The organism is Rhodococcus sp. I2R, from assembly GCF_020889545.1.
Taxonomy (GTDB): Bacteria; Actinomycetota; Actinomycetes; order Mycobacteriales; family Mycobacteriaceae; genus Rhodococcoides.
The window spans coordinates 80379-101087 of the sequence record NZ_JAHUTG010000003.1; the positions used below are offsets into that span (position 1 = coordinate 80379).

General features: G+C 63.8%; 19 protein-coding genes. 8 read left to right on the plus strand and 11 right to left on the minus strand.

The features are described from left to right. Window positions 1-18: 18 nt before the first annotated feature. Window positions 19-2088 carry a glycogen debranching protein GlgX gene (glgX, locus tag KVY23_RS03580; RefSeq protein ID WP_230555323.1) on the plus strand — a complete coding sequence of 690 codons (2070 nt, stop codon included), beginning with the start codon at window positions 19-21 and terminating at the stop codon, window positions 2086-2088. A gap of 4 nt (window positions 2089-2092) precedes the next feature. On the opposite strand, the gene KVY23_RS03585 is transcribed toward glgX, so the two are convergent. The 7 genes from KVY23_RS03585 to KVY23_RS03615 form a co-directional block, all read right to left on the minus strand. Beyond that, window positions 2093-3880 (minus strand): acyl-CoA dehydrogenase, encoded by a 1788-nt coding sequence (locus tag KVY23_RS03585; protein WP_230555324.1) that lies wholly within the window; start codon window positions 3878-3880, stop codon window positions 2093-2095. A 10-nt stretch (window positions 3881-3890) separates the two neighbouring features. Further along, window positions 3891-4538: a ScbR family autoregulator-binding transcription factor gene (locus KVY23_RS03590; RefSeq protein WP_230555502.1), complete on the minus strand. Its 648-nt coding sequence runs from the start codon at window positions 4536-4538 to the stop codon at window positions 3891-3893. Between the two features lie 136 nt (window positions 4539-4674). Beyond that, on the minus strand, window positions 4675-5277 hold the full coding sequence (gene idi / locus KVY23_RS03595; protein ID WP_230555325.1) for an isopentenyl-diphosphate Delta-isomerase: 603 nt from the start codon (window positions 5275-5277) through the stop codon (window positions 4675-4677). 295 nt (window positions 5278-5572) lie between these two features. Then, window positions 5573-7057 (minus strand): FAD-dependent oxidoreductase, encoded by a 1485-nt coding sequence (locus KVY23_RS03600; RefSeq protein WP_230555326.1) that lies wholly within the window; start codon window positions 7055-7057, stop codon window positions 5573-5575. A gap of 63 nt (window positions 7058-7120) precedes the next feature. Next, entirely contained in the window at window positions 7121-8029 is a 909-nt protein-coding gene (locus KVY23_RS03605) for a diiron oxygenase (RefSeq protein ID WP_230555327.1), read from the minus strand. Between the two features lie 115 nt (window positions 8030-8144). Continuing rightward, entirely contained in the window at window positions 8145-9320 is a 1176-nt protein-coding gene (locus KVY23_RS03610; RefSeq protein WP_230555328.1) for a 4-hydroxybenzoate 3-monooxygenase, read from the minus strand. Between the two features lie 46 nt (window positions 9321-9366). Beyond that, window positions 9367-10131, minus strand: a complete 765-nt coding sequence (locus KVY23_RS03615) for an IclR family transcriptional regulator (protein ID WP_230555329.1) — start codon at window positions 10129-10131, stop codon at window positions 9367-9369. Between the two features lie 183 nt (window positions 10132-10314). On the opposite strand from KVY23_RS03615, the gene KVY23_RS03620 reads away from it, so the two are divergent. After that, on the plus strand, window positions 10315-11523 hold the full coding sequence (locus tag KVY23_RS03620; protein ID WP_230555330.1) for a GGDEF domain-containing protein: 1209 nt from the start codon (window positions 10315-10317) through the stop codon (window positions 11521-11523). Window positions 11524-11533: 10 nt separating this feature from the next. Here KVY23_RS03620 and KVY23_RS03625 read toward each other — a convergent pair whose 3' ends face one another. Next, window positions 11534-12343, minus strand: a complete 810-nt coding sequence (locus KVY23_RS03625) for a hypothetical protein (RefSeq protein ID WP_230555331.1) — start codon at window positions 12341-12343, stop codon at window positions 11534-11536. A 248-nt stretch (window positions 12344-12591) separates the two neighbouring features. Here KVY23_RS03625 and KVY23_RS03630 point away from each other — a divergent pair, with 248 nt between their 5' ends. From KVY23_RS03630 to glsA, 3 genes are all read left to right on the plus strand, one after another. Then, the gene (locus tag KVY23_RS03630) at window positions 12592-13614 is read left to right on the plus strand and encodes an Rv1355c family protein (RefSeq protein WP_230555332.1); all 1023 of its coding nucleotides are present in this window, start codon (window positions 12592-12594) and stop codon (window positions 13612-13614) included. A 157-nt stretch (window positions 13615-13771) separates the two neighbouring features. Continuing rightward, window positions 13772-14026 (plus strand): hypothetical protein, encoded by a 255-nt coding sequence (locus KVY23_RS03635; RefSeq protein ID WP_230555333.1) that lies wholly within the window; start codon window positions 13772-13774, stop codon window positions 14024-14026. After that, the gene (glsA, locus tag KVY23_RS03640; RefSeq protein WP_230555334.1) at window positions 14023-15213 is read left to right on the plus strand and encodes a glutaminase A; all 1191 of its coding nucleotides are present in this window, start codon (window positions 14023-14025) and stop codon (window positions 15211-15213) included. Before KVY23_RS03635 ends, glsA begins: the two co-directional genes overlap by 4 nt. 4 nt (window positions 15214-15217) lie before the next feature. On the opposite strand, the gene KVY23_RS03645 is transcribed toward glsA, so the two are convergent. Further along, window positions 15218-15895: a HemK2/MTQ2 family protein methyltransferase gene (locus KVY23_RS03645; protein WP_230555335.1), complete on the minus strand. Its 678-nt coding sequence runs from the start codon at window positions 15893-15895 to the stop codon at window positions 15218-15220. Window positions 15896-16276: 381 nt separating this feature from the next. Between KVY23_RS03645 and KVY23_RS03650 the strand changes: the two genes are divergently transcribed. The 3 genes from KVY23_RS03650 to KVY23_RS03660 all read left to right on the plus strand — a co-directional run bounded on the left by KVY23_RS03650 (window position 16277) and on the right by KVY23_RS03660 (window position 18890). Next, window positions 16277-17269 (plus strand): iron-containing redox enzyme family protein, encoded by a 993-nt coding sequence (locus KVY23_RS03650; protein WP_230555336.1) that lies wholly within the window; start codon window positions 16277-16279, stop codon window positions 17267-17269. 81 nt (window positions 17270-17350) lie between these two features. Further along, window positions 17351-18475 (plus strand): hypothetical protein, encoded by a 1125-nt coding sequence (locus tag KVY23_RS03655; protein WP_230555337.1) that lies wholly within the window; start codon window positions 17351-17353, stop codon window positions 18473-18475. Between the two features lie 109 nt (window positions 18476-18584). Then, window positions 18585-18890: a hypothetical protein gene (locus KVY23_RS03660; protein ID WP_230555338.1), complete on the plus strand. Its 306-nt coding sequence runs from the start codon at window positions 18585-18587 to the stop codon at window positions 18888-18890. Between the two features lie 18 nt (window positions 18891-18908). Here the strand turns inward: KVY23_RS03660 and KVY23_RS03665 are convergent, their stop codons facing one another. Then, complete coding sequence (locus tag KVY23_RS03665; RefSeq protein WP_230555339.1) at window positions 18909-19343, minus strand: hypothetical protein; 435 nt, start codon at window positions 19341-19343, stop codon at window positions 18909-18911. 30 nt (window positions 19344-19373) lie between these two features. After that, complete coding sequence (locus KVY23_RS03670) at window positions 19374-20666, minus strand: EAL domain-containing protein (protein ID WP_230555340.1); 1293 nt, start codon at window positions 20664-20666, stop codon at window positions 19374-19376. Window positions 20667-20709 lie beyond the last annotated feature (43 nt).

The following is a 20709-nucleotide window of genomic DNA, read 5'->3' on the forward strand; positions in this document are numbered from 1 at the left end:
ACTGGGTAGATCGGGGCGATGACCGCAGCGAAGACCACCGCCGAAAGCACCTCCACCGCGAGTACGTCTACATCCGTGCCGTATCCACTCGGCGTCTCGCTGCGGCCCGATGGGAAGGCCGATGTCGCCGTCTACTCCGAAACGGCCGATTCGGTCACGGTAGTCATCGTGGACGAGTCGAACAACGAGGTCTCCAGCACCGATCTCGGTAGCAGGACCGGACACGTCTTCCACGGATTCGTCGACGGCCTGGACCACGGAACCCGGTACGGCTTGCGCGTCGACGGGCCCTGGGATCCACCGGAGGGTCTGCGGCACAACGTCGACAAGCTTCTGCTCGACCCCTACGCGCGGGCGGTCGCCGGTTCGGTCGAGTGGGACGAGGCCGTCTTCTCTCACCATCACGAGGAGCCCGCAACACTCAACGAGGTCGACTCCGCTCCGTTCATGCCTGTGTCGGTGGTCTCGCACTCTGATTTCGACTGGGGCACCGATACTCCGCCCCGGATCCCACTCGATGCCAGCGTCGTCTACGAGGTGCACGTCAAGGGCTTCACTGCGCGGCATCCCGATGTCGACGAGTCGCTCCGCGGCACCTACGCCGGTCTGACCCATCCCGCAGCGATCGCGGCTCTCGTAGACCTCGGAGTCACGGCGGTCGAGTTACTCCCCGTTCATCAGTTCGTGCAGGACTCTCATCTCCTCGAGGACGGCCGCCGAAACTACTGGGGGTACAACTCCATCGGCTTCTTCGCGCCCCACAACGAGTACAGCAGTGCGGGCGACGAGGGAGGCCAGGTCGACGAGTTCAAGACGATGGTCAAAGCACTTCACGAGGCTGGCATCGAAGTCATACTCGACGTGGTCTACAACCACACCGCAGAGGGCAATCACCTCGGGCCCACGTTGTCGCTGAAGGGAATTGACAATCGGTCCTACTACCGGCTGGTCGATTCCGATCGCAGTTCGTACTTCGACACCACAGGTACCGGAAACAGTCTCAACGTGGGGCATCCCGCCGCGCTCGCGTTGATCATGGATTCGCTGCGCTACTGGGTCACCGAAATGCACGTCGACGGTTTCCGATTCGATCTGGCGAGTACGTTGACCCGTCAGGACTCGGCTCTGGACATGCACAGCGCCTTCCTCAGCCTCGTGCATCAGGACCCCACTCTCGCATCGGTGAAGCTAATCGCGGAACCCTGGGACACGCACGGGTATCAGGTCGGCGGGTTCCCCGCCAGGTGGTCGGAGTGGAACGGCAAGTTCCGCGACGACGTCCGCGATTTCTGGCGCGGGGTGGAGGGCTCGCTCGGTGCGTTGGCTCAACGCATCACCGGTAGCCCCGACGTGTACGAGGACACCCGTCGTCCGACGCTCGCGAGTGTGAACTTCGTGACAGCGCACGATGGATTCACGCTGGCCGACCTCAACAGCTACGACGACAAACACAACGATGCCAACGGTGAGGACAACACGGACGGTGAATCCGACAACCGGTCCTGGGGTTGCGGAGCCGAAGGACCGACCGAGGACGAGGGCATCCTCGCCCTGCGCGCTCGTCAACAACGCAATCATCTTGCCACCCTGCTGCTCTCGGCTGGCGTGCCGATGATTCTCGGCGGGGACGAGATCGGACGGACCCAGAACGGCAACAACAACGCCTACTGCCAGGACAACGAGCTGTCCTGGTTCGACTGGGCCGGCGGCGATCGCGATCTGCAGCAGTTCACCACCGATTTGATCCGTCTTCGCAGGGACCATCCCGCGCTACGACCGATCTGGTTCCGGCACGCGAGCGAGTCCGACGAGAAGACCTACGTCGACTTCCACCGAGCCGACGGCCAACAGTTCGGCGAGGAGGACTGGGCCGACGATTCCGCGCTGTCCATGTTGGTGGCCATGGCATCCGAGGGAGACGATGCCGTGTTCGCGTGGCTGGTCAATGCCTCCTCCTCGCCGGTGGAGTTCACGCTACCGACCGGGAACTGGAAGCAGAGCCTCTCCAGCGACCCAGATCAGGCGTACGAGTCCGCGGGCCCGAGCATTCTGATTCGCGAGCACTCGTTCACGCTGTTGATGCGCTGAAGAGTCAGAACCACTCGGGTTTCATGTCCAGCGTCGTCCGGTCCAGGCTCGACAACAGAGCGAGTTGCGGTGCGACCTTGGGCAACTCGTACACGAAGAAGTATCGGGCGGCTCGGCGCTTGCCGTCGTAGAAGTCCCCACTCTTGCCCTCGACGGCGGTGAGTTGCTCGAGCCACATCCAGGCGATGACGATGTGCCCCATCGCCTCGAGATACACCGTTGAGTTCGCCAGCGCCACAGCCGGATCACCGGTGGACCACAGGGTGGCTGTGACGGTGACGATGTCGTTCCACGAGGACTCGAGCCTGGCCGCGAATTCGACGGTGTCACCGCTGGCCCCGCGGGCTCGTTCGACGGTCTCGGTCAGTCGCGATCCCAGCAGTAGCAGGCCGGCGCCACCCTGCATCGTGACCTTGCGGCCGAGTAGGTCGAGTCCCTGAATGCCGGTGGTGCCCTCGTGGATCGGATTGAGTCGGTTGTCCCGGTAGTACTGCTCGACGTCGTAGTCGCGGGTGTAGCCGTAGCCGCCGTGGATCTGGATGGCGAGGGAGTTCGCTTCGAGGCACCAGTGCGACGGCCAGCTCTTCGCGATGGGGGTGAGCACATCGAGCAGCAGAGTCGATTCGCTCTTGATCCGGTCGTTGTCGGTGGAGTCCTGCTCGTCCACCAGCCTCGAGCAGTAGAGCCCCAGTGCCAGCGCTCCTTCGACGTACGATTTCTGGGCCAGCAGCATGCGCCGGACGTCTGCGTGTTCGATCAACGCGACGGGCGGGGACGACGGGTCCTTCGCGCCCAGCGGCCGTCCCTGCGTTCGTACTTTCGCGTAGTCGAGTGATTTCAGGTATCCGACGTACCCGAGCGAGATCGCAAGGAATCCGACACCGATGCGAGCCTCGTTCATCATGTGGAACATGTAGGACAGTCCGCGATGCTCTTCACCGACCAGAAATCCGACCGCACCCGCTGCATCGTTGCCGGCGACGGCATTGGTTCCGTCGCCGAAGTTCAGCAGGGTGTTCGTGGTACCGCGATTGCCCATCTTGTGATTGAGGCCCACGAGGGTGACGTCGTTGCGGACCCCGTCGGGCAGGTACTTCGGAACCACGAACAATGAGATTCCCTTGACTCCCGGGCCACCGCCTGCTGCTTTGGCGAGGACGAGATGAACGATGTTCTCGGTGAGTTCGTGGTCTCCCCCGGAGATCCACATCTTGGTTCCGGTGATCCGGTAGCTGTCATCGTCCTGCTTCACCGCGCGCGTGGTGATATCGGCAAGCGATGATCCGGCCTGCGGCTCCGACAGACACATCGTGCCGAAGTACTTGCCCTCGAGCATCGGACGAACATAGTGGTCGATCTGTTCGGCCGTACCGTAGGTCGCAATGAGATTGGCATTGGCCATCGTGAGGAACGGATACGCCGAGGTCGAGGCGTTCGCGGCTTGGAACCATGCCATCGCGGCACGGGCCACGGTCGTCGGCAGCTGCATACCGCCCAGGGCCTCGTCGAACTGGCCGGCGATGAGCCCGGCGGCCGAGTAGACGTCGAGAGCAGCTTTGACGTCCTCGATCATCTCCACGGTGCCGTCTGGCCGCATCCGGGGTTCGACGGCGTCGGAGAGCTTGTTGTGCGGCTCGAAATGCTTGTGCGCGATGTCCGCACACAGGTCGAGCACTGCGTCGAACGTGTCCTTCGAATGCTCGGCGAAACGCTTGGCCGAGGTGAGCGACTCGACGTCCAGCCATTCGTAGAGAAGGAAGTCGAGATCGCGCCGGGAGAGTACATCGGTCATGCAGTCCACACTAGGTTACGGGTTCTGTCCCTTTGCGGGGTTCGCCGTCGGCAAGCGCGCGGACGCGATCGAGCGCGTGTGGCGCCGCGATCGCCGGCAGCAACAACCGCCACATCTCCGTCAGGCGCGCGTAGAGATCGGACCGACTGTAGAGGACGTCGGAGAGAGTCTGAACTCCGGTGAAGGCACCGACGACGAACCTCGCGAGCGCATCGACATCGACGCCCTCGATGAGGTCACCCTCGCGCGCTGCCCGCTCGGCCAGAACTCGGATGGATTCGATCCAGTCGAGATACGGCCGTTGGACGGGCCCGCGGATGCTCCCGATTTCCAGAGTCAGCCGCATACCACCGCGCGCGATGGGTTCGACGACCAGCTGGCGCGCCATTTCCTGGCTGGCCAGAATCAACGCATCCAAGGCGACGGGAACATCGTCGATGATGGCCCGCAAACCATCCATTGCCATGTGGTGCTGCGCGTCGATCACGGCATGAGCGAGCTCCTCCTTGGAGGAGAAGTGGAAGTACATCGCCCCTTTGGTGACTCCAGCGTGCGCCAGGATGGTCGACAGGCTGGCTGTCCCGTAGCCGAACTTCTCGAAGCTCACGGCCGCGCCCATCAGCACAGCCTGGCGTGTGTTCTCAGCGCGCTGCTGCATCGTCACCGACCCGTTCGCGCGCCTCTACGGACGCTGTTGGCGGAAAGCACTCGGAAGACACCGACCGGACTATACAGTTTTCAGCGTCATTCGTTCGAATGACACGAGCTGACGTCGTCCGAGGTCGACGACCTCCTCAAGGGTGACGAGCAGCCGGCGGTAGATCCGATGCGCTTCCAGGCGGCCACAGTGCGGGATCGTCACCCAAGGCACGCAAGCGCGGCATCTGTTCGGCACACCACGGCGAAACCGCGCCACCCTCGTCGACGAACCGAGAGAACTCCGCCCACGGGATCCACTCGGCGCGCGAGACTTCCTCTGGGTCCGGCTGCGGGTCCGGGCCGTCGTAGAGGACGCCATACACCGGGCACAGCTCGTTCTCGACGGTTCCGTCGGCCATAACCGCCCGGTACCGAAAATCGGGCAGAAGCAGCCAAGGATCCGCGACGACGATCCCCAACTCCTGTCCGAGCCGGCGGATCACAGCGCCGCCGAGATCCTCACCGGGTGCCGGGTGTCCGCAGCAGCTGTTGGTGGTCACATCGGGCCAGGTCTTCTTGTGGCCTGCGCGCCGCGTGACCAACACCTCATTGTTCGAGTTGAACACGTAGCACGAGAAGGCCAGGTGCAGGGGTGTGTCGGTGGTGTGGACGGTCGACTTCGGTTGTGTTCCAACGGCGTGTCCCTCGTCGTCGACGAGGACCACCTCTTCGGGCACGCGAGTTCGAGTCGTGGGCATGGAATCCACACTATCGGGCGAAATTGTGCACCATCTCCTCCACGACTTCACGGGCCTTGCGATTGCAGTGCCGTGAGAGCGTCCTCAGCCGTCGAAACTCGGTGTCGTCGTCGCAAAAGGTCCTGCTCCGCGCTCAGACCCATACCGTGCCGATCGTGATGACAGTGTTTTGCATCGACGGGTCTGCGGGTAGAGCCATGAACGGCACGCTCCGACTTGCTCGGGTTGTCGCCGACATGTTCGGGTGGGTTGAGACCACAGCCCCCCGAATGTGTTTCCAGGCGTGAAGATCGGCTTAGCGCCCCGAACGCAGTTTCACTCGACCGAGCCGTCGGCGTTCGCTAGGCGGAGCGTCCGCGATGTCCTCGAGCAGGGCCTCGACAGTTTCCTCGGAGTCGACCTTGTTGTCGCCGATTCCGCCGGTCGCGCCACGCTTGGCCCAACCTACGACATAGCGTCCCGGCACTCGCGCGTCATTGTCGTCCACGATGCGCCCGCCGACGTTGCGGATCGCACCTTTGGCGGTGTCGAAAGGCAGCCCGGGTGAAGGCCGACCGCGGTACCCGATGGCAAGCAGAACCAGATCCGACGCCACGACTGTGCCGTCCTCGAACTCGACGCCGTCAACTCGTTGGCTACCGCTCACACCAATGGGGGCTCGGCCGAAGCCGAAGACGATTCGGCGGGCCGACCCGAGCGCGGGGACGACGTCGTTGTCGTTCAGATCCACGACGGCAGCGTTCTGCAGCGCCGACGCCGGTGCCGACATCGGCAGTTCCTCGATCGACTGTTTCGTCCCCTCGGGGCCTGAAACAGCCACCTCGACTCCCCGCCGGGTGACGAGCGCCTGGCACTCCGAACGCGTGAACGCGGCGTGTTCCGGGCCGCGCCGGGCGGCGATGACAACCTCTGACACAGTGCTCGCGCGCAGCGCGGCGAGCGCGTGCGGTGAGATGTCGGTGCCGACGAGATTCTCGGGATCGGCGGTGAGGATGCGTGCCGCGTCGAGTGCGACGTTCCCGTTCCCGATGATGGTGACCCGTCGGACGCCGGTCAGATCGATTGCGTCGGCCGGCACATCCGGGTGCCCGGTGTACCACCCGACCACGGTTCGAGCGCTCATCGAACCAGGCAGGTCGATGCCGGGGATGTCCAGATGGCGGTCGGTATCGGCGCCCACGGCGTAGACGACGTAGTCGTGACGCTCGCTCAGTGTCGCGTGCGAGACGTCCACACCGACGTCGACTCCGAGTTTCATCGTCACTCGAGGATGCGTGAACATGCTGCGGAAGTGCTCACCGATCCGGCGTGTGCCGGTGTGATCGGGCGCAACCCCGAACCGCGCCAGGCCTCCGGGAACGCGAAGCCTGTCATAGAAGGTGATGCGGCTGCTGGGAACACGAAGCAGAGCCTGTGCGGCGTAGCAGGCTGCGGGACCGGTGCCGACGATGGCGACGTCGAACCGAGGCATCGTGTTGATGGCGGCAGGAGGGAACTTCGGTGTCGCCCACTCCGCGACCACGGGACGGTCACGGTAGTAGTCGGCGTTGATCTCCGCGTAGATGGCCTGGTCCGCGGGCAGCCTCGACACGCGGGTGATCGCGTCGACCGGGCATGCATCCGCGCACGCGCCGCAGTCGATGCACGTGCGTGGATCTATGTAGAGCGATTCGGTGTGGCCGAAATCGGGTTCATCAGGCGTCGGGTGGATGCAGTTGACAGGACACACCGACAGGCAGGACGCGTCGTTGCAGCAATTTTGGGTGATGGCAAAGGCCATGTCAGTTCTCTTCTCGTCCTCGGCAAGACCATCACGCCCCTGCCAGCACCGTACAAAACACCGTCACAACATATGCAGGCGCTTGTAAATTACCTCGGCAGGCTTGGTCACCAAGCCGCAATCGTGCAAGAACGCCATGAGGTGCTCGCTGCTGGTGCGCATCATCATGTGATGGTGCGCGTTGTTCTTTGCTTCACGAACCGCGCGATCAGCGTCGAGTCCGGCGTTGACGTACACGTCCTTGCTGACCATGTTGGACACGATCATGCGGGCTGCGATGGCAACCACCAACGCGCTGGCCTTGCGACGCGCGGCGCTCTTGCCTTCGATTCGCTCGCGCATCTGCTGACGAGCGAACGTCATGTGGCGCGACTCCTCGACGACGTGGATCTTGCTCGTCGTCCGGACCAGGGGCAGTACATCTTCGCCGCGCATCCAGTCGCGCTGCATCACGTCCAGGACCTCCTCGGCGACGAGAATGCCGCCGTAGGCGGTTTCAGCCGAGGCAATGGCCTTGAACCCGCGACCTAGTTCACGTGAGATGCGACCAGGCACGTATGCCTTGATGCCCATCTTCGTGCACGCACGAGCGAACATGATCGAGTGGCGGCACTCGTCGGCGATTTCGGTGAGAGCGAACTGGAAGTCCGATGCCGAGGAATCCTTGCAGTACTGATCGCGCAGCACCATCTGCTGGAGGATCATTTCGAACCAGATTCCGGTGCTCATGATCGAGCAGACCTCGTGGCGCGTCAGCAGGATGCGCTGGTCCTCGGTCATCTCGTTCCACATGTCGGTCCCGTACAGGGTGCTCCACTGCGGGTTGAGTCCGTACAGCTTCGGATCGAGATCTGCGTCCCAGTCCACCTCGTCGGCAGGGTCATAGGAGAGCAGTGCAGCCGAATCGAGCAGCCGAGCTGAAACGTCCTCGGTTGCGGGAACCGCAGTCGGTGCGTTGAGCGTGCTGGTCATGGTGCCTTCTTCCCTCTGGCGACGATGATCTTTTCTGTTACCCAGAATAGCAGGTACTTGGATTTATAGATACCTCCTCGCGAGCGCAAGGGAAGAACAGGCCCAGGCCGGGGCGTCAGAAACCGATCGGTAGACCCGCGTAATTCTCGGCCAGGCCCATCGCTCCGGCTTCACTGCTCGCGACCCACCGCAGCTGCGAGAGCTGCAGTTGCGCGCCGAAGGGGTCGGCGCTCGTGTGCAGCATCGTCGTCATCCACCAGGAGAAGTGAGTGCACCGCCAGACCCGACGAAGCGCGTCCTCGCTGTAGGAGTCCGCCAGGCGCTCCTCGCCCTTGCGCAGCAACGCTGCCAGGGCAGGCGCCAGCAGTGCCACGTCGGCGACCGCGAGATTGAGCCCTTTCGCGCCCGTCGGCGGAACGATGTGCGCCGCGTCGCCCGCAAGGAACAGTCGTCCGTGGCGCATCGGAGTCTGCACGTAGCTGCGCATCGGGAGAACGCTCTTGTCCGTGATCGGGCCGCGTTCGAGACTCCAGCCGTCCTGACCGTGACCGAGCCGCTCGGCCAACGCGTCCCAGATACGGTCATCGGACCAGGTTCCGACGTCGGTGCCGTTGGGCACCTGCAAGTACAACCTGCTCACCTTCGGCGAACGCATCGAATGCATGGCGAAGCCGTCCGGGTGCCAGGCGTAGATGAGCTCGTCCGTCGACGGCGCCACATCTGCGAGGACGCCGAGCCAGGAATACGGGTAGGTGCGCTCCCACGTCTGCCGCACCGACTCGGGCATCGCGGCCCGGCTGGGGCCGAAGGACCCGTCACAGCCAGCGATGACCGCCGCGTCGATACGTACCGCCGCACCCGAGGAGTCGGTGAAGGTCACGTAGGGCGCTTCGGTGTCGACATCGTGCAACGCCGTATCGGATACCTCGTAGAACATCGCTTGCCCTGCAGTTTCGCGAGCGGAAACGAGGTCCTTGGTGACCTCGGTCTGCCCGTACACCCACACGCTGCGCCCCACCAGATCGACGAAGTCGATGTGGTGACGTTCCTGCGGCCACTGCAAGTAGATGCCGCGATGTTCCTGCCCTTCGGCGTGCAGCCTCGTCCCGAGTCCGATGGCGTCGAGCAACTCGACGGTCGAGTGCGCGAGGATGCCGGCGCGGATCCGCGACAGGACGTACTGCTGGCTTCTGGTCTCGATCAGTATCGAATCGATGCCCTGATCGGCCAGCAGGTGGGACAGAAGGAGGCCGGCAGGGCCGGCTCCGATGATGGCGACTTCGGTACGCATGGCGAGAAGTACACATCGTGACCGCCATCACTACCAGCATTCACTTTCACTGAGCGGAACTCTCCCTCAAACTGCGTCCGATGCCACGCGCGGCAACCTGCAGCGAGGCGATCAATGCGACTCGCTCGCGACCCAACCGAGGCACGACGACTCCCACTGCGGCGGCCACCTCGCCGTCACCGCGGCGTACCGGCACCGCGACCGAGCATGCCCCGAGTGTCATCTCCTCGACGGTCTGCGCATACCCGTCGCGCTGGACACGGGCGAGCTCACGGCCCAGCTGGCCGGGACTGGTGACGGTGTACGGGGTGATCCGCGTCAGCGAACCCATAACGCGCGATTGCACTTCCGCCGGCGCGAACGCCAGCAGGATCTTGCCGACCCCGGTGGCATGCAGCGGCAGGCGCGATCCGACGCGACTGACCGCGGGCACCGAAGCGTGTCCGGCGAGTCGGTCGAGATAGAGCACCTCGTCGCCTTCCCTGATGGCCAGGTGAACCGTGGCCTTCGTCGCACCGTAGATGTCGTGCAGAAACGGTGATGCGATATCGCGTATGTCGGATTGATCGGACGCCAGCATTCCCAGCTTCCACAGACGCCGTCCGACGACGTAGGCCCCCGAGTCTGTACGCACCAACGCGCCCCATTCGACGAGTTCGCGCACCAGCCGATGGGTGGTCGCCACCGCGAGACCGGAACCGGCGGAGAGCTCGGTCAGCGTCAGCGACGAATGCTGCTCATCGAATACCGCAAGGATGGCGAGCAATCGGCTCGCTACCGACTGCCCCGCGTTCCTCGTATTTCCCGCCACGCCCCCATCTTCGCCGAGATCGAGGTTGCGTCTCGAAATTGCACCGAAATGGTGCACAACTTCGATCTCGGCGAGGGGGCGCGCCGAGGCGTCAGCAACAGCAGCGGCACGTCCGCGATGCTGTGAGCCGAAACGTGGCTATGCTGACGTCGACAACCGTCCGCGACCCGAGGCCACCGACATATGAGCGCGATCCTGCGCAACACCAGTGCAGAACCGCATCGCTTCTTCTCGCGCTTCGATACCCGTACCGCGATGGTCATCGTGAGTGCGTCAGGGGCGCTTCCGCTACTGGCCATCGCATTGCTGTCGCCATCGTTCCTGCGCCCCGGCGCTTTTCCGACGCTCGCCGCGATCGTGACGTTCACCGCAGCCACCGTTCTGGTCGCCGCCAAGGTGGGCCGACTGAACGACGTGCAATTCGCGGTTCTCGGTGCGGGCGGAATGCTCGGTGTGGCTCTATCGGCGTATCTCATCGCCGATCCTGCAGGAACCCGTGCTGTCAGTTCGATGCTCGCCGTCGTTCCTGCCATTGCGGCCTCCGGATCCGCCCTACGAGTCACCACTGCACTCACCACCGCCTCGGTCGCGTTGGCAACATGGCTCTCGGTCATCACCCTGTCGTCCTCGGGTTTGGCGATCACCTTCGTGGCAGTCGGTGCGGCAGCCACCACGGTGCTCGTCCCCGTGATCTTGATCGGCGCACTGCGCCGTTCGCTGCTCGCCGTCAACGGACGACTCAACATCCTTGCCAACACCGACCCATTGACCAGGTTGCTCAATCGCCGCGGAATGCTCTCCCAGGTGGAGGCGCTCCTGGAGAAGACACGAGACCGCCGGGGCCAGATCTGCGCGTTCGTGATCGACATCGATCATTTCAAAATCGTCAACGACAGCCTGGGACATGCAGCAGGTGACCGCGTCCTGGTGACCATCGCCCAAGCGCTAGGTCATGCGACCGACGAACTGGGTTCGGTAGGCTCCATCGTGTCCCGAATCGGCGGCGAAGAGTTTCTCGTTCTCACCGAGGGGACGCCGAAAAACCCGCTCGATACAGCGATACTCGAACAGGTCCGACGTGACTGCGATGTCACCGTCAGCGTCGGTTCGGTCACCGTCGACGTCCGGGGACCGCTCGATCCTCGCCTCACTTTCGGCGACTTCGACAATTCCGGAAGCTCCGAAAACTTGAATGTCGAGCACGTCGACCATCCACACGTCGAACATGTCATCGACACCATCATGCATGCTGCCGACAAAGCTCTCTACGACGCGAAAGCCAACGGACGTGACCGCGCGTCACATGCTGGCACCATCCTGGTCACCTGGGCTCCGCGCGGCGCCGATCATCGGCACCGCCCGTCCGAACAGACCCGGCGCACGGCGCTGTAACAGCGCCCGTTCACGCAACGGCGGCCGAAGTGACTTCGCGGCCGGTCAGTTCGCGAGCGTGTGTAGTCATCGCTTCCCACACGGCTGGCTGCGCCTCCCGACCGATGCTCTCGCGATCCCACCACATCATTCTCGTGCGGTACTCGGCACTCGGATAAGCGGCGGCAGGCACCTGCACGTCGATCCGTCCACCTGAGGACTCCCATTGCCGCAGGACATGATCGGCTGCGCTCGCGAGCAGATACCTGCTACCGGTCAGATTCAGAGTCGGCAAGGCGGTGCGGGCCAACATCGACGAGACGGCCCGGGCGGGGCCGCCGGTGCCGACCCAGGCGCTCTTCATCTCGACTATCCCGTAGGGCAGTCTCGCTCGAAGACCCGCCGTGACAGCGTCGAGGCCGGGTGAATTCTGCCATTCGGTCAACACGTGCGACTGCTCGATGAACGTGTACGGACCCTGGGCGCGAACCCCGCCGAGCATGTGACCATCGCGATCCTGCACGACGTAGAACAAGGTTGTCGTCGCCCCGGAGGCGACCTCGTCCATATCCAGCGCGACCGTCACGCCGTGTCGAGAGTAGGACTCCCAGGCGCCGTCGACGTACCGCGACCACAGATCAGGGGCGGCGGCGGGTGTTGCCACGATGAGGGACATCGCGCCGTCGACGCTCCAACTCGAACTCGGACCGAACGAGGAGCCGAGATAGCCCCGGCGCACGGCGTATCTGCCACGCACCGTGCGTGCTTCTCTGCTCTGGTATCGGCCGGTCCCGGGGACAACGGTTTCGGCGACAACGGTTTGAGGGGTGTGTGCGGGCATCGAGCACTCCTTGACATAGAAAGTCGAAGATTCCGGTCGGAACCAACGAAACAACTGCCGACTCGAGTAAATTGCAGCCGACGATCCTTCTGCCGAACGGCAGCCTGGTCCATTCTTGCCGTTTCTTCCTGCACTCGGTGCGTCAACACCTTCTCGGACGCCAACCGTCGGATACTTTGACCGCAGCGCAGTAAGTAGTCGCCGGAAACCGCACCGGTGATCGATGAACTCACGGGAACGAGGGCGGCGTGGCCGAGCATCAGGTGTTGAATGCAGTCAGCAGTGTCGACAAGGCCAGGATCGACGACCTGGCCGCGGTCGCCGGCACTCGGATTCTGGATACCACGGCAACCCAACTTGATTCATTGCGTGAGCTGCTGCCGATGCCGCAAGCGGATGTGTTGGACGAGGATCCTCGCTGGATCCACTACCCGTGGCGAGGAGCTCTCGTGCGTGTGCTCGGCCCGCTCGGCTACCGCCGCCTGCGGCTGGACCGCAATCGAAACAAGATCACCGCCGACGAGCAGGCACGTATGGCCGACCTGACTGTCGGAGTTGTCGGACTCAGTGTCGGACATGCCGTTGCTCACACACTCGCGATCGAAGGCCTGTGCGGCGAGCTCCGCCTGGCGGATTTCGACGAACTCGACCTGTCCAACCTCAACCGTGTCCCGGCCACGGTGTTCGATCTCGGTGTCAACAAGTCGGTCGTCGCAGCGCGCCGCATCGCCGAGGTGGATCCCTACTTGTCCGTCCTGACGTTTCCACAAGGGTTGACCGAGACCACAGTGGATTCGTTCATGGACGGCCTCGACATCGTGGTCGACGAATGCGATTCACTCGATGCGAAGCTCGTTCTGCGTGAGCATGCTCGTCGACGCGGAATCCCGGTGGTGATGGAAACGAGCGATGGCGGAATTCTCGACGTGGAGCGATTCGATCTCGAACCGGACCGGCCGTTGCTACACGGACTGCTCGGTGACGTCGACGCGTCCGCCCTGGTAGGGCTCACCAATGCGGAAAAAGCGCCGCTGGCCGCACGCATACTGGACCCGCGAAAACTGACCGTCCGCATGCTGGCTTCGCTACCGGAAATCGGCACGACCCTCTCGACGTGGCCTCAACTCGGCAGCGATGTCGCGCTGGGCGGGGCGTCCGTCGCGGCGGTCGTACGCGCTTTCGGAATCGGGTCTCCGCCGAGGTCGGGGCGAGTGCGTGTGAACCTCGACGCCTATGTCGCCGAGATCGCCGAAGTGCACCCACCGGACTAGACCATCGCGCATGACGGACCTCACAGCTCGGGCGTCGAAAAACAAACGCGTTTCAGGTTGATCACGGCGAAACAGGGGTATTCGCGGTAGCAACGACCTGAGGAGTTCTTTCGATCATGAATTCGAGCTGCACCGTGCACCCCCGGCGCGGACAACGATGACCACCACCGGGGCCGTCGACCACGCGGCAAGTCTTCGCTCACACACGTTGCCGGCCGGAATGCCGATTCTTTTGGATGAGCCGCTGGTTCGGTTGCTGCTCGATGTGCTCGGCGCAATCGCGCTGTTTGCCACCGCAGCGATTGCCCTTTCCGTTCGCGACGCGGTCACGGTGACTCTGACGGTGGCACTTCTCGTGGTCGCAGCTCGATTCCTACGCACGATCCGCGTCGGGGGTAGTCCCACATCGTGAAGTCACCGATACCCGAGTATCTGGAACGAATCCTGCTCGAGTGCCGCGATCTCGACGGCGGGACCATTCCCGAGGGCAACAGCGAGCTCGCCAAAGCCGATCCCGATTTCTTCGGTGTTGCTCTGTCGAGTGTCGGCGGGTCGATCTACACCGCCGGCGACGTCGACGATCTGTTCTCCATCCAGTCCATCTCCAAGACGCTCACCTACGCACTTGCCCTCGACGACAACGGCATCGAAGCGATGCTGCGCGTGGTCGACACAGAGCCCTCCGGTGACTCGTTCAACGAGATCTCGTTGGAGCCGGAGACGGGGCGCCCGCGCAATGCACTGATCAACGCAGGCGCGCTCGCCGTGCACGCGATGGTGAAGGCGGATTCGGTCGAGCATCGTGTCGAACGCATTCGCGCACTGCACAGTGCGCTGGCGGGGCGTGAACTGTCGGTGGACAGGGCAGTTCACGAAGCCGAGCTCGCTGCCGACGATCGCAATACCGGTATAGCGCACCTATTGAAGGCGGTCGGGGTACTCGGCGCCGAACCCGCAGATGTCGTCGAGGGCTACGCCGGACAATGCTCCATCTCGGTCAGTTGCCGCGATCTCGCGACCATCGCGTCGGTGATGGCCAACGGCGGAATCTCTCCCACCACCGGAGAGCGACTGCTCGACGCCGCCACCGATCGGCGCGTACTCGCCACGATGGCCACTTGCGGAATGTACGACGGTTCCGGCAGTTGGATCTTCACAGTGGGAATTCCGGCCAAGAGCGGGGTGGCGGGCGCGATCATCGGCGTTCTTCCCGGTCAGGTAGGGGTGGCCGTTGTGTCACCACGATTGAACGCACACGGCAACAGCGTGCGCGGTGTCGCTGTGTTCGAGCGTCTGTCGCGGGATCTGGAACTGCACATGATGCACGTGTCCTCCACCGGCCAATCCGCGATAAGGGCGATGCACGATCGCGAAGAGTCGTACCGAGTGGAATTGCAGGGCGACCTCCGTTTCGCCGGTGCAGAAACCGTAGTCGCTCGGTTCACCGAAGGCTTCCCCGGTCGACGAATGATCGAAGTGGACTTCCGGCATGTACGCGAAGTGGACGAAGCCGCGCGCGGACTGCTGAACGAGAGCCTGTTCCGGCTTCGCGAAGACGGCTACGAAGTCGACGTGATCGACCCGAATGCACTCTTGTAGCGAACTAGGGAAAGTATCCCTCGATGACTACCAATTCTTCTTGTCGACAATCGATTTCGAGCTTTCCCATCGCTTCGAGCCACGACGCGCGCTGGTACATGACAGGCCCGAACTCTACGGTCTGCCTTCGCACCACACCGGCTCGCAGACCGCTCAGGCGTAGCTGCCGGAGCGACTCTTCCGTGTCCGAGAATTCCGACTGCACCATCAGCAGCACACCCCCGCGTGAGAGAAGCCGAAATGCGCTACTGCACAGCAGGTCCAACACTATGCGGCCACGGTCGCCTGCGTCCCAGGCGCGATGCAAACCCGCCCCGGACGGGTCGTGCGGAGACGGAACGTAGGGCGGATTGGAAACGATCACGTCGAACGGGCCTTCGTCGACCGCGTCGCGCAACGTTCCCACACGGACATCGACATCCACACCATTGGTGGCTGCGTTGGCACCCGCGCAGGCCACGGCGCGCTCGGAGATATCGTATGCGAACACTTCTCGCGCACCGTTTCGCGCCGCTTCGATCGCCGCGATTCCGCTACCGGTGCACATATCGAGTACTCGCGCCCCCGAGAACGCGCTGCGCCGCGCAATCTCGTTGCACAGCAAGAACGAATCCTCCTGCGGTGCGTATACTCCATCGTCGACGAAGATGGACGGGTATGTACGTTCACCAGCAGTGGTCACAGCATCCTCCGTAGTCGATAGCTGAGGTTGCCCCGGGCGGGGGCGATATAAACCCACCACGGGTGGCGAGCAACCGTGAACGTCGTTTATCCCTGCCGAACTAGACCGTCTGCGGCGCTGAGGTGGCGACGCGGTCCCACCCGCGATATGACCGAGGCGACCTGCAGATAGTGCAGACTGTGGTTGTGGTTGTGGATGACGTCGAAACTGTTGTCCGAGGCTAGATTCGCAGCAAGTCCGCGCCGCACGGTCCGATACCCACTGCAACAGAGCACGAAACCAGAAGCGGGAGAACACACCGCACCTTCCGCGCATGACTCACGACACACCAGTGTGCAGGCAAGGAGGATTGATCCCCTCAGGCTCGGGTAGTCATACAACATGACTGTTGCTTCTCTGCGCTCCGCGCCGCCCCTCCCGGCGCCCTGCGGGATCCTGTCCGAAAGCGTGAGCAGAGCGCTGTCGAGCGGTGACACCGGAGCGCTACCCACCTCTGTGCACACGCCCGATCCGATGTCGCGCGATCTGCACCTGGCGTTGACGATGTGCTATGAGCTGCACTATCGGGGGTTCGAGGGAGTCGACGACGAGGTGGAGTGGGATCCCGATGTTCTGCGCCTGCGCCGGATGCTCGAGACGGCCTTCATGGACTATCTCCGCGACAACATCGAAACCGGAGGCGACGTGGTGGCCGAAATGGACGCCCTGTCGATCGAGCCGACTACAGGAACCGGTCCGTCGTGGTTCTTGCAGGACAGTGGCACGTGGGATCAGATGCGGGAGTACTTCACGCATCGATCGATCTACCACCTCAAAGAAGCGGATCCGCACGCCTGGGCCATCCCCCGGCTGCAAGGTCAGGCCAAGGCCTCGTTCGTGACCGTCGAGTTCGACGAGTACGGCGGTGGCCGCGGTGAACGGGTGCACCAGCAACTGTGGGCCGACTTGATGGACTCGGCAGGACTGGACTCGTCTTACCTCGGCTACGTGGACCAGGTTCCGGCGCAGTCGCTGGCCTCGGTCAATCTCATGTCGCTGTTCGGGCTGCACCGTGGTTCACGCGGAGCGACGGTAGGCCATTTCGCGGCAACCGAGATCACCTCCTCACCCGGTTCGCGCAGATTCGTCGCGGCGCTGCAACGGCTCGGCGCGCCGGAGCCGTGTGTCGCGTTCTACCGCGAACACGTCGAGGCCGACGCCGTGCACGAGCAGATTCTGCGCCACGACGTCGTCGGAGATCTGGTGCGCGGCGAGCCCGACCTCGAAGCGGACGTCGTCTTCGGAATGCGTGCCTTCGACCTCATCGAGGGCGCGCTGGGTGATCACATCCTGTCGGCATGGAACGCGGACGAGAGCTCACTTCTGTCCAACTGAGGATCAACCTCCCGCACACTGCCGGCAGAACCCCTTCTCGAGGTCGGTGTGTCCGTCGGCGCAGACGGGTACGCGAGGCACATGTCGTACAACGAAGAGCACCCACGACCCGACGAGGCAAACACAGGGCATTCCCAACGGATACTGCGTGTGGGCGTCGTCAGTGACGAAGGTTTCGCTTCGACCATCGCCTCGGCGATCATCGATGCCCTCCCCGATCACGTACGCGTCGACGGCACCGCCATAGGGCTCGAGGTCGCTCGCGCTTCGGTCACTTTGCCTCCCACCCCGACAGGAGCCGCTCAGCTCGGTCAATGGCTCGAGTCCGTGCAGGCGACCGAGTCCTACGACATCGTGCTGTGCGTGTCGGAGGTACCTCGCCGGCTACGATCACGGCCGGTTGTCGCCGAATTGCACGACAATTCGACGGGCGCGCTGTACGTCCCGTCCTTGGGCACCATCGCCGTGCGGCGTCGCGCAATCAGGTCCGCAATCACGGTGTTGCACGAGCTGCTCGGCACCGACTCGGACTCGCGGCCGCCGTTGACGCAGTTCGAGACACGGTGGCAGCCGAGCTCGCCCAACCACGAAGATGGTGAAGCCGACGGGAGCGACGATCGGGTGTTGCTGGCGTCCGGCGCCTTCGGTCGCCTGCGTCTGATCTCGGGCATGATTCGCTGCAATCGGCCGTGGCGCCTCGTGCCGACACTGTCGGGCGCGTTGGCCGCGGCGAGCGCGGCATCGGCCTTCGGTGTCTTCTACGCCAGCATCTGGCAAATGGCGTCATCGATGACCCTGGCGCGCCTGACGGTGATCGGCGCGCTGGCCGTGGTTGCCATGACGATCTGGCTCATATTTCCGCACGGACTGTGGGAGCACCGCACGTTCCGGGCTTCGATGACCGATCGATCGATGTACAACGCAGCCACGGTCGGGACTGTTCTGACCGGAGTGCTCTGCATGTACGCGGTGCTGTTCGCCGTGGTATTGGCTTCGTCTGCCGTTATCATCCCTCCCGACTTTCTGTCCGAACAGATCGGCCGGCGGGCATCGCTCGGGGACTATCTGGCGCTTTCCTGGCTGGCGGCCTCGCTCGGCATCGTCGCCGGAGCTGTGGGCTCCTCTGTCGCGGATCGCGACGAGATCCTGAACGCAACCTACGGCCACCGTGAGCTGATGCGTCGTCGCGCAGCCGACTTGTCCTAGGTGCGCGGGTTCAGCACGCAAGGCCATTGGCCGGTTTGGACCCCTCCAGGGGTGGAATACAGCCAGAATTAGAGGTCGACGAACCATACGAGGGTTGGAAAGGTCGAAAATGATGTCACCGGATACACGCAACGAGAACGAACATCCGCAGGACGACGACAGGACGGCCAGGAGCCACGCGGGCGAGGCCCTCACCGACTCACGGAACTGGCCGGGATACGTCTTCATCGGCGCGGCCTTTGTCGCGCTGGCCTTGACGCTGACGGCGGCGGGATACGGCTTCGCGGGGTGGGTGTGGATCGGCGCCCCCGTGTGTATCGTTCTTTTCGCCATCGGCCTGACGGTCGTCCTGCTCGAGCACAAGCGCGTGATGGCGGCGGAAGGAAAGAACCTCACCGACCCCAGCGGCCACTGAGATCGGCGGCTAGAGCGTTCACGGCCGTGAACTGTGCCCCGGTTTGCCGTGAGTACGACGGCGCTCCTTCATCTCGGACTCGAACACGTGCCGCTTTCCGTCTTGGAGAGCGTCTCGGACACGCTTTTCCTCCGCGCGAAAAACAGACCAGTAGTTGTCATCGAACTCCTCGACGATCTGGAATGTCCAGCGACCGGTGATGACGTTGCGACCCACCAACTCGTCCTCGAGTCGTCTCGAGTGTTCCCCGTGGCCGCTGGCCCGGAGCTTGTCGGCGGCCTCACCGAGCAGACGGTCGGCGTGTCCGATCAGTTGATGCATGTCGTACAGATGCCCCCGCGCGCGCTCGACACACTCGAGCGCCTCGGACAGTTTCCCCACGGCAGCGATGGTGTCGTCATCGACGTGTCCGGGCCTGAGATGCTCCGGGCCGGGCCGATCGGATTCGGTCATGTCAGCTTGTATGGCCGCGGACGCTTTCGCTCAAACCGCCCGGGCCGGAATGCGGCGCAGCAACACCGTCGCCGCGTCGAGAACCAGTTCGCGATCGAAGGAGAGTCGATAGTCGAACAGGTGAGTCCCGTCCGGTCGTCGTCCGCGGTCCACCGAGATGAGCGCCCCGGTGAAACCGGGGTCGACGACGATCACCGATCGCTCCAACGCCAGCGGTTCGTTCGGGTCGACGAGGACGCAATGTCCGCCGTCTGCAGCCCGGTGTTCGTCCGCGTGATGACCGGTACCGATGTACGCGGCGCCGTCCGGGTGCGGTGAGAACACCGCAGTCAAGGCGCACCGCGACCCTAGCTGTGCCATCAACCGGCGTCGGGTGTCGGTCAACTCGATCGATACCGGCATAGTGACCAACACCAAAGCGGTCGACGCCATCCACGCAGCCCGGCGGAGCAAGTCGTCCTCCATGGTTTCGAGCAGCCTGCCATCGGCGCGTCTGGGTGCACCGACGCTGTGGGTGAGTCCGTAGGGGGTGACTGCGGCCGGCGCTCGGACGGTGACAGCCGGCCGCACGTGCGACTGCCGAGCCGGCTCCCGCTTGGGTCCGAAGACGGGCAACGGACCCGGCTCTCCGTACAACCAGCCCTGCCCCCACGCCGCGCCCACGTCCTGTGCCCACCGTTCGTGGGCTTCGGTTTCGATGCCTTCGGCGAGGACGATCGCGCCGGTGCGTTCGGATTCCGAGGTGACGGCGGCGAGGATCGAGGCAGTCTGGGCCGTGGATTGTTGCTGCACCAGGCGCATGTCGAGTTTGATGACGTCGGGCCGCAGCAGGGCGAGCAGCGCGAGGGAAGACGAGTCCGAACCGACGTCGTCGACGGCTATGCGCCACCCTTGATGTCGGGCGTGTTCGACGGCGCGCAGCAGACCTGCGGGATCTCGCATGAGATTGCGCTCGGTGATCTCGACGACGACCGACAGCCGCAGGGCATCGGTGAGCAACGCACCAGATCCGGGCGGCGGCGCCGTGTTCAGGGCCGACGGTTCGGCATTGACGAACAGGGCCAGTTCCACGGGAAAGTTCACGGCGAGTGCGCCTCGGACCGCGGTCAGCCTGCATTTCCAGTCGAACTCGGCCGTCTCACGGCGTCGGTAGGCCGCGGCGAACATGTCCTGAGGACGTTCCCAGGGACTTCCGGCAGGCGCGCGGGTCAGCGCTTCGAAGCCCACGACCCGGCGAGTATCGAGCGCAACGATCGGCTGGTAGGCCGACGCGATGGCAATCGACATCGGCGACAAGTCGGGATGAGGCGTGAGTGGGTACACGTCGACTCCCCTTCCGTGGCTCAGAACTGCAACCGTGACTCGG

What these genes read in the sequence shown, in the direction of transcription:
- glgX (WP_230555323.1), top strand. Translation starts at nt 19, where the DNA reads ATGACCGCAGCGAAGACCACCGCCGAAAGCACCTCCACCGCGAGTACG.
- KVY23_RS03585 (WP_230555324.1), bottom strand. Translation starts at nt 3,880, where the DNA reads ATGACCGATGTACTCTCCCGGCGCGATCTCGACTTCCTTCTCTACGAA.
- KVY23_RS03590 (WP_230555502.1), bottom strand. Translation starts at nt 4,538, where the DNA reads ATGCAGCAGCGCGCTGAGAACACACGCCAGGCTGTGCTGATGGGCGCG.
- idi (WP_230555325.1), bottom strand. Translation starts at nt 5,277, where the DNA reads ATGCCCACGACTCGAACTCGCGTGCCCGAAGAGGTGGTCCTCGTCGAC.
- KVY23_RS03600 (WP_230555326.1), bottom strand. Translation starts at nt 7,057, where the DNA reads ATGGCCTTTGCCATCACCCAAAATTGCTGCAACGACGCGTCCTGCCTG.
- KVY23_RS03605 (WP_230555327.1), bottom strand. Translation starts at nt 8,029, where the DNA reads ATGACCAGCACGCTCAACGCACCGACTGCGGTTCCCGCAACCGAGGAC.
- KVY23_RS03610 (WP_230555328.1), bottom strand. Translation starts at nt 9,320, where the DNA reads ATGCGTACCGAAGTCGCCATCATCGGAGCCGGCCCTGCCGGCCTCCTT.
- KVY23_RS03620 (WP_230555330.1), top strand. Translation starts at nt 10,315, where the DNA reads ATGAGCGCGATCCTGCGCAACACCAGTGCAGAACCGCATCGCTTCTTC.
- KVY23_RS03625 (WP_230555331.1), bottom strand. Translation starts at nt 12,343, where the DNA reads ATGCCCGCACACACCCCTCAAACCGTTGTCGCCGAAACCGTTGTCCCC.
- KVY23_RS03635 (WP_230555333.1), top strand. Translation starts at nt 13,772, where the DNA reads ATGACCACCACCGGGGCCGTCGACCACGCGGCAAGTCTTCGCTCACAC.
- KVY23_RS03650 (WP_230555336.1), top strand. Translation starts at nt 16,277, where the DNA reads ATGACTGTTGCTTCTCTGCGCTCCGCGCCGCCCCTCCCGGCGCCCTGC.
- KVY23_RS03655 (WP_230555337.1), top strand. Translation starts at nt 17,351, where the DNA reads ATGTCGTACAACGAAGAGCACCCACGACCCGACGAGGCAAACACAGGG.
- KVY23_RS03660 (WP_230555338.1), top strand. Translation starts at nt 18,585, where the DNA reads ATGATGTCACCGGATACACGCAACGAGAACGAACATCCGCAGGACGAC.
- KVY23_RS03665 (WP_230555339.1), bottom strand. Translation starts at nt 19,343, where the DNA reads ATGACCGAATCCGATCGGCCCGGCCCGGAGCATCTCAGGCCCGGACAC.